The organism is Leifsonia sp. 22587 (genome assembly GCF_052044215.1).
GTDB classification, from domain to species: Bacteria; Actinomycetota; Actinomycetes; order Actinomycetales; family Microbacteriaceae; genus Leifsonia; species Leifsonia shinshuensis_C.
Genome location: NZ_JBQENB010000003.1, coordinates 470,337 through 485,008, shown reverse-complemented (window position 1 = coordinate 485,008; position 14,672 = coordinate 470,337). Strand labels below are relative to the sequence as shown.

Genomic DNA, 14,672 nt, shown 5'->3' with positions numbered 1-14,672 from the left:
CTACTTGCCAACGCCGCCGGCGAGACCGCGCACGAAGTAGCGCTGGCACACGAAGAACAGGATGACCATCGGCAGGGCGGCCATCACCATCCCGGCGAAGACCACCGGATACTGCGTGCCGTTCTTCGACATCATGTCGGCGAGGCCCACGGGTAGCGTCTGCACGCCGGTGCCGCTGGTGAAGATCATCGCGAACAGGTACTCGTTCCAGTTCTGCAGCACGTTGAGGACGATCGTCGTCGCCACGATCGGCATGCTCATCGGCAGGATGATCCGCCAGAACGTCGCCGCGCGCGAGGCGCCGTCGATCGAGGCCGCCTCATCCACCTCGCGTGGCAGGTCAAGCATGTACGCCCGCATCAGGAAGACGGTGAACGGGATGCGGAACGCCGTGTAGAGGATCAGCAGACCGAAGAACGTGTCGTAGAGGCCCCACGCCTGGAACAGCTTCACCAGGGGGATCAGCGCGACGGTCGGAGCGAGCATCAGCCCGGCGAGCACGACGATGGTGAAGGTGCGGTTCAGCGGGATGTTCACGCGGGTGAGGCCGTAGGCCGCCCAGGCGCTGATCAGCTCGGTGATGAGCGTCGCCAGCACCGTCAGCGAGACGCTGGTCAGGACGAAGTCGCCGACGCCCTGGTTCCAGGCCTTGCCGAAGTTCTGCCAGAGCCACTGGCTCGGCAGGGCGAACGGGTTGCCGAAGAGCTCGGCGTTCGTCTTCAACGCGTTGGTCACCATCCACAGCAGCGGGTAGAGGACGACGACCGCGAGCGCGACGAGCAGCGCCCAGACGAGGGCGGCGCGGACGCCACGGCCGAGACGTGCGAGGGCTACCATTCCACTCTCCTCTTGCGCGAGTAGGCCAGCTGCGCCGCGGCGAGCAGCAGCGTGATGACGAAGATGGCGACGCCGATCGCGGCCGCCGAGCCGAAGTCGTTGGTGACGAAACCGGCGTGGTACAGCCACGTGCCGAGCACCTGGCTGGAGTTGTTCGGACCGCCGCTCGTCATGACCATCACCTCGTTGAACACCTGGAAGGCGCCGGAGATGGTGACGATCATCATGAGGCCGGTCATCTCGCGCACCAGCGGGAGCGACACCTGGAAGAAGCGGCGGATCGGGCCGACGCCGTCGAGGTTCGCCGCCTCGTACAGCTCCTGCGGGATGCGCTGCAGCGCCACCGAGAACAACAGGACGCTGTAGCCGAACCCCTGCCACTGGCTCATCGCGATGATCGCGAAGATCGCCGTGCTCTCGTGGCCGAGCCACGCCTGCGAGAACTGACCGAGCGCGACGTTGTCGAGGAAGACGTTCAGCATCCCCGTCTGCGGCTGGTAGATGAAGTAGAAGAGCAGGCCGGCGACCGTCAGCGAGATCGCCGACGGGATGAAGTAGATGGCCCGGAAGGCCTTGCGCCAGCGGTCGCTGCGCACGCTCTCCACGATGGCGGCCAGCACCAGTGCGCCGAAGACCTGGAAGACGATCGACAGGGCGGCGTACCAGGTGTTGTTGCCGAGGGCGCGCCAGAAGACCGGGTCCTGCGCCAGCTCGGCGTAGTTGTCGCCGCCGACGAAGGTCTGCTCACCGCTGTAGATGTTCCACTTGAGGAAGCTGAAGACGATGTTCTGGATCAGCGGCCAGTAGACGAAGACAGCCAGCACCGCGAGCGCGGGGATGAGCCAGACCAGTCCGCGCCAGCGGGCGCCTCCGCGGTTGGCGGCCCGAGGCGACGTGCCGCCGGGTGCCGGGGCCGTGTGGCCGCGACCCGGGCCCGCGAGGGGCTGGGTGCGCGGCCGCACGGGGGCCTGGGGCGCCTGCGTCGTGGTCATTTCGCCTTCTCGGACGCCTGTCGCACGGCCTTCAGAGCGGCCTCGGGGGTGAGGCTGCCGGAGACGAGACCCTCCGAGACGGAGACCCAGGCGTCGCCGACAGCCGGGACGTTGGCCATGTCGAGCCAGACGACGGTCGACTTCGCGTCGTTCACCAGCTTGGTGCCCTCAGCGACCGCGGGGGTGGCGATCTGGTCGGTGACCACATCCTTCACCGCGCTCGGCTGGCCGTACGGCGGTGAGGAGAGCGTCGTCGCGTTCTTCTCGTTCATCACGAACTTCATGAAGTCGAGCGCCAGGGCGGCGTTCTTGCTCTTCTTGTTGATCATGTAGCCCTCGGGTGCGGCCTCCAGGGTCGAGGTGTCGCCCTTGGCGCCGGATGCGGCGGGGAGCTGGAAGATGCCGAAGCCGTCCTTGGCGAGCTGGCTGTCCTTCGTGTTCACCGAGTCGAACTCGATGAGCTCCTGGTAATACATGGCCGCCTTGCCGGTCGCCTGCTGCTGCTGCGCGGTGGTGTACGTGACTCCGTTGGAGTTGGACGCATCCCCCGTGCACTGGGTGACGAGCTGCTGGAACTGCTTCATGCCCTGCAGGTAGCCGGCGTCGGTGTACTTCGCGGTCTTCGGCAGCAGGTCGGCCTCGAGGGTCTTCTGCGGGACGTCGTAGGCGAACAGCTGGCCGAGGTAGTGCAGGCCGGGCCAGCCGTCCTTGTTGCCGAAGGCGATGGGCACGTAGCCGGCGGACTTGATGGTCGAGCAGTCCGAGATGAGCTCGTCGAGCGTCTTCGGCACGTCGAGACCGAGGTCGGAGAAGATCTTCTTGTTGTAGCCCATGAACTTGCCGTCGACGTACTGCGGGATGCCGTAGTACTTGCCGTCGTACTTGAAGGCGTTCAGGGATCCCTCGCCGAAGGTGTCGCCCCACGTCGTGCCCGGCGCAATGACCGAGCTGAGGTCGACGGCGAGGCCGTTGGCGGCGAAGTTCTCGCCCCAGTTGCCGGCGTAGCTGAAGTAGATGTCGGGCAGCGACTGCGAGCCGATCAGGACCTTCTCCTTGTCCTTGATCGCGTTGTCGTCGGTCTCCTGCGCGAGGGTGATCTTCACATCCGGGTGGAGCTTCTTGTAGTCCTTCACCAGGTTCTCGAAGTACGAGCCGAGCGGGTCGCCCGCCGCCGCGGTGAGGATGCTGATGCTGCCGGAGAAGTCCGGCTTCGCGGTGATGTCGGCGGACGCTCCGCCGCCGGACGAGCACGCGGTGAGTGCGAGCGCCATGACGCCCGCCGCTGCTGCCGTGATGGCCCTTGTGGTGTTCTTCACGCTCATCTCCCGTCGTGCGGGTCGTGCGGTCGGGATCTCCGCTGACCCGTCTTTGGATCGGTCCTCGCCGCTCCCTGCGGCCGGTTGCGATGACTATACGTGATTTTGGTACCGGTATCAACACTGCTCAATCGCGGACGTGCGGGCGTGGTCGCGTCGCGAAGGCGCGGCGGTGTCGCGACATTCGTCACGAATGCGCATCCTGCGCCGCCGTGAGGGAGCATTCGTGACGAATGTCGCGTCGCAGCGGTGCGGACCGGTGGCGACATTCGTGACGAATCGCGGCCACGATGCGCGTGGAGCACGCATTCGTGACGAATGCGCGCCCTGCGTTGCGGGGGCGTGGCGACGATTTGTGCCAAATCGTCGTTATGGGGCGGCGATAACCACGATTTGGCACAAATCGTACGAGGGGCGAGGGCGCGGGGCCGGGCTACGGGCGCGGGCGGGGCGGGGCGACGGAGTCGCGCTCGATGAAGTCCGCCTCGAGGACGTGCGTGGCGGCGGGCGCGTCGCTGCCCGCGACGCGGGCGAGCAGGCACTCGGCGGTCAGCCCGCCGAGCTGGTGCATGGGCTGGGCGACCACGGACATCGGCGGCGTCATGACGCTCGCCCACGAGCTGTCGTCGAATCCGATCAGCGAGACGTCCTCCGGGCAGCGGAGGCCGCGCTGGCGCAGCGCGCGCAGGGAGCCCGTCAGCGCATCCGTCTCGGTGGCGAAGATGGCGGTCGGCGGGTCGGAGAGCGACAGCATCCCGAGCACCGCGCGCGTCGCCTGCGACTCGTTCTTCAGCACGTGGGTCACCAGCGAGGTGTCGAAGGGGATGCCGGCCAGCTCGAGCGCGTCGAGGTAGCCGAGCAGGCGCTCGCCGTCCGACCACAGCGCGTGGTCGATGATGCGGCGGAGGTCGTCGGCGTCGGCGGCAGGCTCGTTGGTGACAGGGCCCCAGACGAACGCGATCCGGCGGTGCCCCTTCTCGATCAGGGACATGACGGCCTGACGGGACGCCTCGCGGTTGTTGATGACCACCGCGTCGGCCTCCACCGTGTCCACGAGGCGGTCGAGCAGCACCAGCGGGATCTCGCGCTTGGCGACGATGTCGAGGTGCGGGAGGTCGGCGCTGCGGCCGGCCGCGGGGGCGAGGGCGATGCCGTCGACCTGCTTGTCGACGAGCACCTCGATCGCCGCCTCCTCCAGCCGCAGGTCCTCGTCGGTGCTCAGCACGATGACGTCGTAGTCGGCCTTGCGGGCCGCGTCGCTGATCCCGCGCAGAACGCCCGCGAAGAACGGGTTGCCGACGTCGGCGAGCACGACGCCGAGCGTGCGCGTCTCGCCGGTCGTCATGCTGCGCGCGATCGAGTTCGGCCGGTAGCCGAGCTCCTTCGCGACGGCGAGGATGCGGTCCCGCGTCTTCGGGCTCACCGAGCCGTAGCCGCCGAGGGTGCGGGCGACGGTCGCACGGCCGACGCCGGCGGCCGCCGCCACCTCCGAGATCGTCGGCGAGGGAGTGCGGTGATCGCGTTCCGTGGACATCGCCACCCCTTCCTGATCCGGGGCGGCCTGCGCCCTATCCCGCGTCGCCCGCGGCCACCGGCGGCAGCGAACCGACCCGCACCGACTCGTCGACGGCGCGGCCGTGACCGAACGCTCCCTCGACCGTGCACTGCCGTGCGGCGAACTGCGCCGCCCGCCGCATCGACCGGTGCAGCGCGGCGCCGCCGGCCCGCGCGTTCCTGCGCCAGCCGGATCGCAGCAATTCAACCACGAACGCGCTCACGTAGGCGTCGCCGCATCCCATCGTGTCGACGAAGGGCCCCGGCACCGGCGCCGCGTCGGAGTAGTAGTATGCGTCCCCGTCGAACAGGACCGCGCCGCCCTCCCCCAGCGTCCCGAGCACGAGCGACGGCCCGTGCGCGGCGATCCGGCGGAGCTCCGCCCACGTGTCCGTCCGCGAGAGCGTGCCGAGGGACACCAGCGCCAGGTCGACCCACGGGCCGACCGCCTGCAGGTACTCGGTCGTGCGGTACTCCGGCTCGGACGAGAAGTCGTACGAGCGCAGCGTCCGGGTGGCGGCGAGCTTCGGCAGCTCCGGGATGACGCCCGAGTAGGCGCTCGAGTGGATGAGCGAGAAGCCGGACGCGTAGCGCACGTCCTCGTCGCTCAGCCGGACGGGATCGCTCAGCGTGACGCCGCCCTGGTTCCAGCCCAGGAACCGCCGCTCGCCGTCGACCGTCTCGATCTCGGTCACCCCGTTGGGGCCCGGGCGCACCGAGGACCGCGAGGTGTCGACCCCGCAGTCCTCGATGGCCTGTCGCACGAAGCGCCCCTGCTCATCGTCGCCGAAGACCCCGAGGTACGCGGCCTCGGCGCCGAGCTGCCGGGCGAAGACCGCGACGTTCACGGCGTTCCCTCCCGGGTACTCCACGCCGCGGTCGACGAACCGGTCGACGATGTTGTCCCCGAGACCGAGGACGCGCACCGTGCTCATCGGCGCCCGCTCAGTACGCCACGACGCGGTAGTAGCGGCGCAGGTCGAGGGAGTGATCGCGCACCTGGGCGAGGTGCTTGCTGAAGCGGTCGACGACCGCGTCGACGACCATCGGCGCCAGCAGCCCGCGGAACTCGTCGCTCACACCGGGGAGGGCGTAGTCCTTGGTGTCGATGACGGTGACGTCGTCGCTGTACTCCTTCGAGAAGGAGATGACGCGGTCGGTGAGCGGACGCGTCTCGTCCTCGCCGGCGAACACGATGATGCTCGTGTCCTTCTCGATGAGCTCGAGCGAGCCGTGGAAGAACTCCGCGGCGTGGACGCGCGTGGTGGTCAGCCACTGCATCTCCTCGAGGATGCACATCGAGTACAGGTAGGTGAAGCCCCACAGCTGACCGGATCCGGTCAGGAAGTGGTAGTCGGTCTCGGCGTGCTTCTTCGCGAAGGCCTCGCCGACCGGGTCGGCCTGCTCGGTCACGGCGACGAGCGCCTCGGGAATGGCCTCGAGGTCCTTCACCAGGCGGTCGTAGCCGTCGAACTCGCCGCGCAGCGACAGGAACTTGGCGGCGAAGGTGAGGAACTGCACGTCGAACGGCCACGCCTTCGGCGCGGAGAGGAGCACCTCGTCGACGGCGGTGGCGATCGGGCTGTCCGCCTGGCCGGTGAAGCCGACGGTGAGCGCACCCTTCTCGCGGGCGAACTCGACGCAGTCGATGATGTCCTCGGTGGTGCCGGAGACGGACGCGAAGATCGCGACGGAGTCCGGGCCGAACTGCGGGTCCGGGGCGAGGATGAACTCCTTGCCGATGACGGCGCGCACGGGGAACGCCGAGTGCGTCTGGAACAGGCGCTCGTACGGCAGCGCGGCGGCGTAGGTGCCGCCGGCGCCGATGAAGTAGATGTTCTTCCAGCGGCCGGCGCTCACGCGCTCCGCGAGCTCCTCGATCTGGGGCCGGAGCGCGACGGTGCTCCGAACCTGCTCCAGGAATTCCTCTTCATTGAAGCCCAGCATGTGTCTCCCTCCACCGATCCACTTTTTGGTACCGGTATCAATTCGTCTCAATGCTGGCACAGGGTCGCGCTGCGCGCAACCGCGCGTCGCCCTCCCCGCCACCGCGCGGCATCGAGTCGTGAGTAGTTGCTCCAATCGGCGGCGAGTGGCGACAAGATGTCACCACTCGGCGAGGGATGGGCGGTGGAAGGGCGTGGGCGGACGAAATGCGCGAAGGGAGCGCGAGCGGACGGGAACGGCGGAGGGCGTAAGCGGCGCGGGGCGTACTCCGGGATGCGGGCCCGCGCACCCCCCTGAACGAGCGGGCGTGCACGTGGTTGCGTGGCGGCATGCCTGAGAACCAGTTCACCTTCGACAACCCCGTCGACCGGTACCCGGTCATCCACCCCGACGAGAAGCAGGTGCCCGAGCCGGGCCTCGAGAGCGACCTGCAGCCGTCCGCCGACTTGGGCGAGGACAGCTACGTCGGCAACGGACGCCTCACCGGCCGCAAGGCCGTCGTGACCGGCGGCGACTCCGGGATCGGCGCGGCCACCGCCATCGCCTTCGCCCGCGAGGGTGCCGACGTCGCGATCGTCTACCTGCCCGAGGAGGAGGAGGATGCGCAGCGCATCGCGGGCCTCATCCGCGACGCCGGACGCACGGCCGTCACCATCCCCGGCGACCTGAAGGAGCGCGCGTTCAGCGACGAGGTCGTGAAGCGCGCCCTCGACGAGCTCGGCGGGATCGACATCCTCGTCAACAACGCCGGCAAGCAGATCTCCATGGAGAGCCTCACCGACATCAACGACGACCAGTTCGACCACACGATGAAGACGAACGTCTACGCGATGTTCTGGCTGACGCGCGCGGCGCTGCCGCACCTGCCGGCCGGCGCGACGATCATCAACACCACGTCCATCCAGGCGTACCAGCCGAGCGAGCAGCTCGTGGACTACGCGACGACCAAGGCGGCGATCAACGCCTTCACGAAGGCGCTCGCTCAACAGCTGGCGCCGAAGGGGATCCGCGTCAACGCGGTCGCGCCGGGCCCGATCTGGACGCCGCTGCAGGTGAGCAAGGGCCAGCCCGCGGAGGCGATCCCCGAGTTCGGCCAGCAGACCCCGCTCGGCCGTCCCGGTCAGCCCGCCGAGCTCGCGCCCGCCTACGTGTTCCTCGCGTCTCCGGAGTCGAGCTACGTCATCGGGGAGACCCTCGCCGTCACCGGCGGGATGCCGACGCCGTAACCCTTCCGACCGGCGGAGCCTCCGCCAGCCGGACCTTGAACTGCCGGCCCCGACCCGCCGTGGCGACCCGAACGCGCACGGAGGGGCGGGGCCGGTTGCGTGTTCCCGCACCGGATGCACGGGGCAGCACCGCAGGGTCACGTGCTGCGGTCACGCGCCGCGGGGTCAGCCCGCCCAGGGCAAGCGCAGCAGCTGCGCGGAGTCCCCGCGCGTCAGCACGAGGTGCGTGGCGGCTGCGACCCCCCGCAGCATCCCGGACCGCTGGTACCGCACGGGTACCGGCACACCGTCGGCCAGCGTGCACGCGACCGCCCGATCGCAGGCACCGTGACCGCCCTCGCCGGCGAATCCCACTGCGCCCGCCGGCTCGACGGGCTCGAGCGCCGGCAGCGCACGCCCTAGCCGCCCCTGGATCAGCGGCCAGCCCAGCACGGTGAGCGCCACGACGGCCGCGAGCGGGTTGCCGGGCAGGCCGAGCAGGTGGCGTCCGTCGGGCAGCAGCGCGAGCAGCACCGAGCCGCCCGGCCGCAGTGCGACACCGTCGATCAGGATGCGCGCCTCCAGCCGCCGGAGCGCCTCCCGCAACGGGTCGGCCGGGCCGTGAGCGGTGCCGCCGGAGGTGATGATGGTCTCCGCGCGGGTGCGGCGGATGGCCGCGGCCACGTCGTCCGGTCGATCGGATGCCCGCCGGGTGGTCGCGCAGCGGGCGCCGAAGGCCGTCAGCAGCGACGGCATCATCGGTGTGAGACTGTCCGGCACTGCTCCCGGGACGGGCCGCGGACCCGTTCCCGCATCCGGCGCCGTCAGCTCGTCGCCGATGGCCACGAACGCAACCAGCGGGGGCGCGGAGACGTCGATCTGCCCGACCCCGGCGGCGGCGAGCAGCCCGAGCGCGGGCGGGGACAGCACGACCCCGGCCGCGAGCAGCACCTCGCCGGGCACCGCCTCCTCGCCCTCCCGACGGATGTCGACACCGGGCAGGGGCGGCTCCACCACGTCGATCAGCCCGTCGGTCGCTGACGGGAGCGCCTGCTCGGAACGGACGATGCCGAGCGTGCCGGGCGGCACGGGCGCCCCGGTGGCCACCGGCCGCGCCTCGCCGGGCGCCAGGGGAGCTGCGGGCGGCGGGTTCCCGGCGAGCACCGGCTCGCCCGCGCGCCAAGGGCCGTCGCCCGCTACCGCCCAGCCGTCCATGGCCGAGTTGTCGAACCGCGGCAGTGGATGCGCGCACCGCGCATCCGAGGCGAGCACGAGGCCCGCGGCGCGGCCGGTCGGCACCGTCATGACGCGGGTCGGCGCGCTCCGCCCGAGTTCATGGGCGAGCTCCCGCGCATCCGGCCAGGTCGTCACGCCGAGCGCCTCTCGATCGCGGCGACGAGCGCGGCGACCACCTCCGCCAGGGGAAGGCCGCGCCCGACCGCGATGCCCGCGATGAAGGTCGTGAGCGGTGCCGCCGGGCGTGCGATGCCGTGCGCCGCATCCCGCGCCAGATCGAGCACGGCGGCGATGTCTCCGGGCTCCAGGGTGGCGCCGACCGCTTCGGCGGCCTCCGCCGCCCAGTCGTCGAGCTCAGACGGTTCCATGGACGAGCCTCCTGTCGTCGGTCGTGCGCGCGGCGGGCAGGTCGGCCCGCGTGTCGATGTCCGCGCACGCGCGGGCAGCGGCCGCGTGGCGGCGGGTGTCGCGGTCGAACAGCGCGGACGCCGGTCTGCCGGCAAGACCGCCGTCCGCCCGCAACTCGTCGATCCGGGCGTGCAGAGCTGCGAGCGACGCGCGGGCGAGCAGCCACTGCGGCCTGCCATCCTGGTCGGTCAGCACTCCCGGCCCGATCGCCCGCAGGGCCTCCGCCGCCGACCAGGGGTCGGCCAGGTCGGCGGGGAGGAGTAGGAGGTCGCCGTCCGCGAGCGGGCGGCCCGCCGACGTGAGGGCGTCCACCCCCGCCGCGACCGCCGCGCACGGACCGCCCCAGCGCGGGAACTCGCTCACCATGACGGCGTCCGCATCGGGAAGGTCGGCCGCGGTCACGACCACCACGTGCGGGATGTCGCGCACCGCATCCATCGTCCGCTGGAGAAGGGTGTTCCCGTCGAGGACGTGCTGCAGCTTGTCGGAGCCGAAGCGAGACGACCGACCCCCGGCGACCACGATCGCCGCGACCGGCGCAGCGCCGCCCCGCGCGCCGGACTCCTCGCCGGTCATGAGGCGGCCCCCGGCGGACGCTCCCCGAGCGCCCAGTTGACGCCCCAGCCCACCACGATGGTGAACGCGATCGCGGCGGCCATCGACAGGATTCCGACCGGCGTCGCGATGACGCCCAGGCTCACGATGAGCGTGGTCGCCCCGGCCGGTGGATGCTGCAGCTTCAGCGCATGCAGGACGAAGGCCGTGATCGCCACCGACAGCGCGCCCGCGAGCACGTACCCCAAGGAAAGACCGGCGGAGGGTGCGGACGGCTTGCCGTTCATCCCGAACAGGAAGAGGCAGGCCACGCCCGCGACGAGGGCGACACCGTGTCCCACCGCGGCGTTCAGCGGCCGCGAGGTGGGATGCTGCGGCGCCCCGAAGATCAGCATGACGGTCGGCCCGAGGCTCGGGAACAGCCACGGCGAGCTCAACACGATGCCGATCGCGCCGGAGGCGGCCAGGACCACGAGCGACAGGACCGCCGTGTAGGCACCGGCACCGGCCGTACCGGCGCGCTCCGACACGCGTTCGAGGAGGGACGGCTTCATCGATCGCTCCTCATGACGCCGCGATCAGCGCCTGCGGCGCCGCCTGCTTCATCCGCGTCATCAGCCACCGCAACTGAACGCTGGCCTCGTGCTCGCAACCGGCGATGATCTGCAGCAGCTCCGCATCCCGAAGCGCCTGTGCCGCCTGCTTGACCATGGTCCAGGTGACGTCGGTGAGACTGGCCAGCAGGTAGAGATCCTGCAGGTCGCGCAGCAGTCCGAGCGGTCCGGAACGCGCCTCCTCGATCGCGTCGGCGTGCAGGCGCTCGGGCTCGTCGTCACCCTCGGAGCTGCTGCCGTAGCGCTCGATGACCGGGTCGAGGCGCGCCCGGTGGTCCTCGCACTGGGCGGCGAGGGTCAGGCAGAGCAGGTGCACGTCCGGCTCGTCGCCGTGCGCGTCGGCGACCTGGCGGAACGACCGCGCCAGCGTGGACTCGGACTCGGCGAGGAGCGACAGGTAGACCGGCAGCTTCACGATGCGCTCCCCTCAGCGGTGTCTCCCGCATCCAGCCGTCGCACCTGGACGGCCGCGGACTTGAACACCGGCTGCTTCGAGACCGGGTCCCACTCGGTGGCGGTGAGCTCGTTCGCCGCGGTCGGGCGGCGCTCGGGCGCGCCGGGCGGCGCATCCCAGTAGCCGTAGTGGAACGGCGCGAACACCGTGCCGTTCCGCGGCTTCCCGAGGCGCGCGGGCGCCACCAGGCGGCCGCGCCGCGAGACGACCTCGACCAGGTCGCCCTCGGCGATGCCGCGAGCCTCCGCGTCCTCGGGGGACAACTCCACCCAGACGTGCGGCGCCGCATCCACCAGTTCGGGACTGCGGCCCGTCTTGGTGCGGGTGTGGAAGTGGTAGACGCTGCGGCCGGTGGTCAGCTGAAGCGGGTACTCGCCGTCCGGCGGCTCGTGCGGCCCGGAGTAGGGCGCCGACTTGAGGATCGCCCGGCCGTCCGGGCGGAGCGCGCGGAACGCCTCCTGCCCGACCGTCGCGCCGGTCAGCAGGTCGTGCCCGTAGCTCTCGCAGTAGTCCGGGTGCGAGGGGAAGTCGCCGTCCGCGTACAGGCGCGTCACGCTCTCCGTCTCGCGCTCGCGCCGCGGCCAGCGGATGCCCGACTCGCGACGCAGGTCGTCGTACGAGATGCCGGTGTAATCGCAGGGGCGCCCGCGGGAGCACTCCTGCCACGCCCGGTAGACGTCCTCCGGGCTCTCCCACTCGATGAGCGGCGCGCCGTCGGAGCGGCGGAAGTCCATCCGCTTCGCGTACTCCAGGAAGATGTCGAGGTCGGCGCGCGCGTCCCCCGGCGGTTCGACCGCTTTCTCGGACAGGTGGACGGTGCGGGTCGCGTTCGTGAAGGTGCCCGTCTTCTCGCCCCAGCCGGCGGCGGGAAGCACCACGTCGGCGAGCTCCGCCGTCTCGGTGAGATAGAGGTCCTGGACCACCAGGAACAGGTCCGGCTTGCGCAGGATGTCGCGGATGCGCGGCAGCTGCGGCAGCGAGACCGCGGGATTGGTCGCCGAGACCCAGAGGAACGGGATCGAGCCCTGCTCGACGTACCGGAACAGCTGCATCGCGTGGGTCGGCGGAGCCCAGTGCGGGATGACCAGCGGGTCGACACCCCACAGCTCGGCGAGCTGCTTCACGTGCTCCTCGTTCTCCCAGTTGCGGAAGCCCGGCAGGTCGCCGTCGGCGCCGCACTCCCGGTTGTTCTGCGCGGTCGGCTGGCCGTTCATCTGCAGGATGCCCGCGCCCGGCCGGCCGATCATGCCGCGGAGCAGGTGCAGGTTGTTCACCTGGCACGACGACGCCGTCGCCTGCGGCGCCTGGTAGAAGCCCTGCAGCACTGTCGAGAGCACGCGCGGCGACTCCGCGAAGATGCGCGCCGCCCGCCGGATGTCGTCGGCCGGCACGCCGCACACCTCGGCGGCGCGCTCCGGCGTCCACTGCTCGACCTGTGCCTTCAGCTCGTCGAGGCCGATGGTGTGGGCGGCCACGTAGTCCTCGTCGATCCAGCCGTTCTCGAGCAGCTCGCGCTCGAGGGCGAGCAGGAGGGCGAGGTTGGTGCCGGGCCGCAGCGCGAGGTGGACCTCCGCCTTCTCGGCCGTCGCCGTCCGGCGCGGGTCGACGACCACGAGCCGCGGCGGGTTCGGCCCGGCGAGGCGGTCGAGCACACGCGCCCACGTCACGGTCTGTGTGGCCGCGAGGTTGTGACCCCACAGGAACATCGCGTCGCACTCGTCGATGTCCTCGTAGCAGCCGGGCTGCCCGTCCGCGCCGAAGGTCTCCTTGAGCGAGGAGGCCGCGGTCGCGGTGCACAGGCGGGTGTTCCCGTCCATGTGCGGGGTGCCGATGCCGGCCTTGCCGATCACGCCGAGCGCGTAGTACTCCTCGAGGAACAGCTGGCCGGACGTGTAGAACCCATGGCTGAGCGGGCCGACGGTGTCGAGCAGCTCACGGCTGCGGTCGACGATGGCCGACATGGCCTCGTCCCAGGTGGCCGGCACCAGTTCGCCGTCGCGGCGGATGAGTGGATGCGTCAAGCGGTCGCGCCCGCGCATCCCCTCCCAGCTGGCGTAGAGGCCCTTGGGGCCGAGCCGGCCGTGGTTGATCGGGTCGTCGACCCGACCGCGGATGCCCACCATCCGCCCGTCCTTCACCGCGATGTCGCACCCGCAGCCGTTGCTGCACAGCACGCAGGCGCTCTGCACCCAGCGGTCGACATCGGCCTCGGTGAGACCCTCCTGCAACATCAGGTCGGCGCGATCGGGCCACCGCCCTCCGCGCGCGAACGGCGTGCGGTCGCCCCACACGTCCTCGATCCGGGAGCGATCCCCGGCGGAAACCGTCGTCGGCTGATCCATGCCGCCATCGTCGGCTCACCCGGCGGAGGACTCAAGCCCCTGCGCGGGCGCAACGGCTTCTGCGTCGCGCGTCAGGACCGCTCCGCCCGCCGACCCTTCCGCTGCGCCCGGATCACCAGCGGCAGCACCACCCAGATGACGAGCACGACCGCGAAGACACAGCTCGCCGCGATGATGCCCGCCGGGGGAGCCAGCAGGAAGTCGACGATGAAGAGCACGATGCCCGTGAACAGCAGGGAGGCGGCCGCGAGGCAGACGATGAGGATCTTGCTGCCGAAGCCCACGAGCTCCGCCTTCGCGCGCTGGCGGAACAGCAGCCGGTGGAGTGCGACCGGCGCGAGGGCGAACAGCGTGACGATGACCGCCAGGAAGACGAGGACGAGGTAGACCACCACATCCACCGGCGGCAGCTGCGTGAAGCGCTGCTGGAAGGGGAGGGTCAGCAGGAAGGCGGCGAGGATCTGCGTTCCCGTCTGGAAGACACGGAACTCCTGCAGCAGCTCGTTCCAGTTGCGGTCCGCCCGCTGGGTCGGTGTCTCGTCGCGGCCGTCGGTCGGGTCGGCGTCCGTGCCCTCGCTCATCCCCTCAGCTCCTCCAGGTCGCGCCGCACCGCGTCGAGCGCGGCCTCCACGGTCGCCGTGACGACCTCCTCGGGCTCGCCGTCGAAGTGCAGTTCCTCGACGCGGGGAGCGTCGGGGCGTCCGTGCGCAAGGAAGACCGTCCCGGCCTCGCGGCCCTCCTGAGGGCCGGGGCCGCCCGCACCGGTGACCGCGGCCACCAGGTCGGCGCTGAGCAGCCTCCCGACGCCGGATGCCATCTGGCCGGCGCACTCCGCCGTGATGACCGGGCCGGGCGTGACTCCGAGCACGTCGAACTTGACGTGCTCGGAGTAGGCGACGACCCCGCCGGCGAACCAGTCGCCGGCCTGCGGGGAGGCGCCGAGCGCGGATGCGATCGCGCCGCTGGTGAGCGATTCGGCGACCGCGATGGTCACGCCGTCGGACGATGCCAGGTCGGCGATGCGCTCGCCGAGCTCCGTATGCTCCGTCGTCATGCAGGAACCCTATCCGTTGTCGCTGTCGCCCTCGTCGCCTTCCGCCTGCGAGGGCTTGTCGACGATCTGCTGCTCGGCCGCGGTGTTCTCGTCGTGGCGGTCGCCTTCGGTGTTCTGGGGGTCGGACATGGTCGCTCCTCTTTCTCTCTCGACCGGTT

General features: G+C 70.8%; 15 protein-coding genes. 1 reads left to right on the top strand and 14 read right to left on the bottom strand.

The genetic code is table 11. The features are described 5' to 3' along the window. From ACTJI1_RS14555 to ACTJI1_RS14530, 6 genes are all read right to left on the bottom strand, one after another. On the bottom strand, positions 1-837 hold the full coding sequence (locus tag ACTJI1_RS14555; RefSeq protein WP_310132253.1) for a carbohydrate ABC transporter permease: 837 nt from the start codon (positions 835-837) through the stop codon (positions 1-3). After that, positions 831-1,829, bottom strand: coding sequence for a carbohydrate ABC transporter permease (locus tag ACTJI1_RS14550; protein WP_440743191.1), 999 nt, complete (start codon positions 1,827-1,829; stop codon positions 831-833). Before ACTJI1_RS14550 ends, ACTJI1_RS14555 begins: the two co-directional genes overlap by 7 nt. Next, the gene (locus ACTJI1_RS14545) at positions 1,826-3,151 is read right to left on the bottom strand and encodes an ABC transporter substrate-binding protein (RefSeq protein WP_440743190.1); all 1,326 of its coding nucleotides are present in this window, start codon (positions 3,149-3,151) and stop codon (positions 1,826-1,828) included. The genes ACTJI1_RS14550 and ACTJI1_RS14545 overlap by 4 nt, the downstream gene beginning before the upstream one ends. 427 nt (positions 3,152-3,578) lie before the next feature. After that, the gene (locus tag ACTJI1_RS14540) at positions 3,579-4,679 is read right to left on the bottom strand and encodes a LacI family DNA-binding transcriptional regulator (protein ID WP_440743189.1); all 1,101 of its coding nucleotides are present in this window, start codon (positions 4,677-4,679) and stop codon (positions 3,579-3,581) included. A 34-nt stretch (positions 4,680-4,713) separates the two neighbouring features. Then, on the bottom strand, positions 4,714-5,634 hold the full coding sequence (locus ACTJI1_RS14535) for a PfkB family carbohydrate kinase (RefSeq protein WP_310132262.1): 921 nt from the start codon (positions 5,632-5,634) through the stop codon (positions 4,714-4,716). 10 nt (positions 5,635-5,644) lie between these two features. Then, positions 5,645-6,646 (bottom strand): SIS domain-containing protein, encoded by a 1,002-nt coding sequence (locus ACTJI1_RS14530; protein ID WP_440743188.1) that lies wholly within the window; start codon positions 6,644-6,646, stop codon positions 5,645-5,647. Positions 6,647-6,975: 329 nt separating this feature from the next. Between ACTJI1_RS14530 and ACTJI1_RS14525 the strand changes: the two genes are divergently transcribed. Next, positions 6,976-7,872 carry a glucose 1-dehydrogenase gene (locus ACTJI1_RS14525; protein ID WP_440743187.1) on the top strand — a complete coding sequence of 299 codons (897 nt, stop codon included), beginning with the start codon at positions 6,976-6,978 and terminating at the stop codon, positions 7,870-7,872. Positions 7,873-8,037: 165 nt separating this feature from the next. On the opposite strand, the gene ACTJI1_RS14520 is transcribed toward ACTJI1_RS14525, so the two are convergent. The 8 genes from ACTJI1_RS14520 to ACTJI1_RS14485 all read right to left on the bottom strand — a co-directional run bounded on the left by ACTJI1_RS14520 (position 8,038) and on the right by ACTJI1_RS14485 (position 14,514). After that, positions 8,038-9,222: a molybdopterin molybdotransferase MoeA gene (locus tag ACTJI1_RS14520; protein WP_440743186.1), complete on the bottom strand. Its 1,185-nt coding sequence runs from the start codon at positions 9,220-9,222 to the stop codon at positions 8,038-8,040. Next, positions 9,219-9,455 carry a DUF6457 domain-containing protein gene (locus ACTJI1_RS14515; protein ID WP_310132267.1) on the bottom strand — a complete coding sequence of 79 codons (237 nt, stop codon included), beginning with the start codon at positions 9,453-9,455 and terminating at the stop codon, positions 9,219-9,221. Before ACTJI1_RS14515 ends, ACTJI1_RS14520 begins: the two co-directional genes overlap by 4 nt. Then, positions 9,442-10,071, bottom strand: a complete 630-nt coding sequence (locus ACTJI1_RS14510; RefSeq protein WP_440743185.1) for a nucleotidyltransferase family protein — start codon at positions 10,069-10,071, stop codon at positions 9,442-9,444. Before ACTJI1_RS14510 ends, ACTJI1_RS14515 begins: the two co-directional genes overlap by 14 nt. Next, positions 10,068-10,604, bottom strand: a complete 537-nt coding sequence (locus ACTJI1_RS14505; protein ID WP_440743184.1) for an HPP family protein — start codon at positions 10,602-10,604, stop codon at positions 10,068-10,070. Before ACTJI1_RS14505 ends, ACTJI1_RS14510 begins: the two co-directional genes overlap by 4 nt. Positions 10,605-10,614: 10 nt before the next feature. Then, entirely contained in the window at positions 10,615-11,079 is a 465-nt protein-coding gene (locus ACTJI1_RS14500) for a hypothetical protein (protein ID WP_440743183.1), read from the bottom strand. Beyond that, positions 11,076-13,460 carry a molybdopterin oxidoreductase family protein gene (locus ACTJI1_RS14495; RefSeq protein ID WP_440743182.1) on the bottom strand — a complete coding sequence of 795 codons (2,385 nt, stop codon included), beginning with the start codon at positions 13,458-13,460 and terminating at the stop codon, positions 11,076-11,078. Before ACTJI1_RS14495 ends, ACTJI1_RS14500 begins: the two co-directional genes overlap by 4 nt. Before the next feature lie 71 nt (positions 13,461-13,531). Beyond that, entirely contained in the window at positions 13,532-14,041 is a 510-nt protein-coding gene (locus ACTJI1_RS14490; protein ID WP_310132277.1) for a DUF6328 family protein, read from the bottom strand. Continuing rightward, positions 14,038-14,514, bottom strand: a complete 477-nt coding sequence (locus ACTJI1_RS14485) for a CinA family protein (RefSeq protein ID WP_440743181.1) — start codon at positions 14,512-14,514, stop codon at positions 14,038-14,040. The genes ACTJI1_RS14490 and ACTJI1_RS14485 overlap by 4 nt, the downstream gene beginning before the upstream one ends. Positions 14,515-14,672 lie beyond the last annotated feature (158 nt).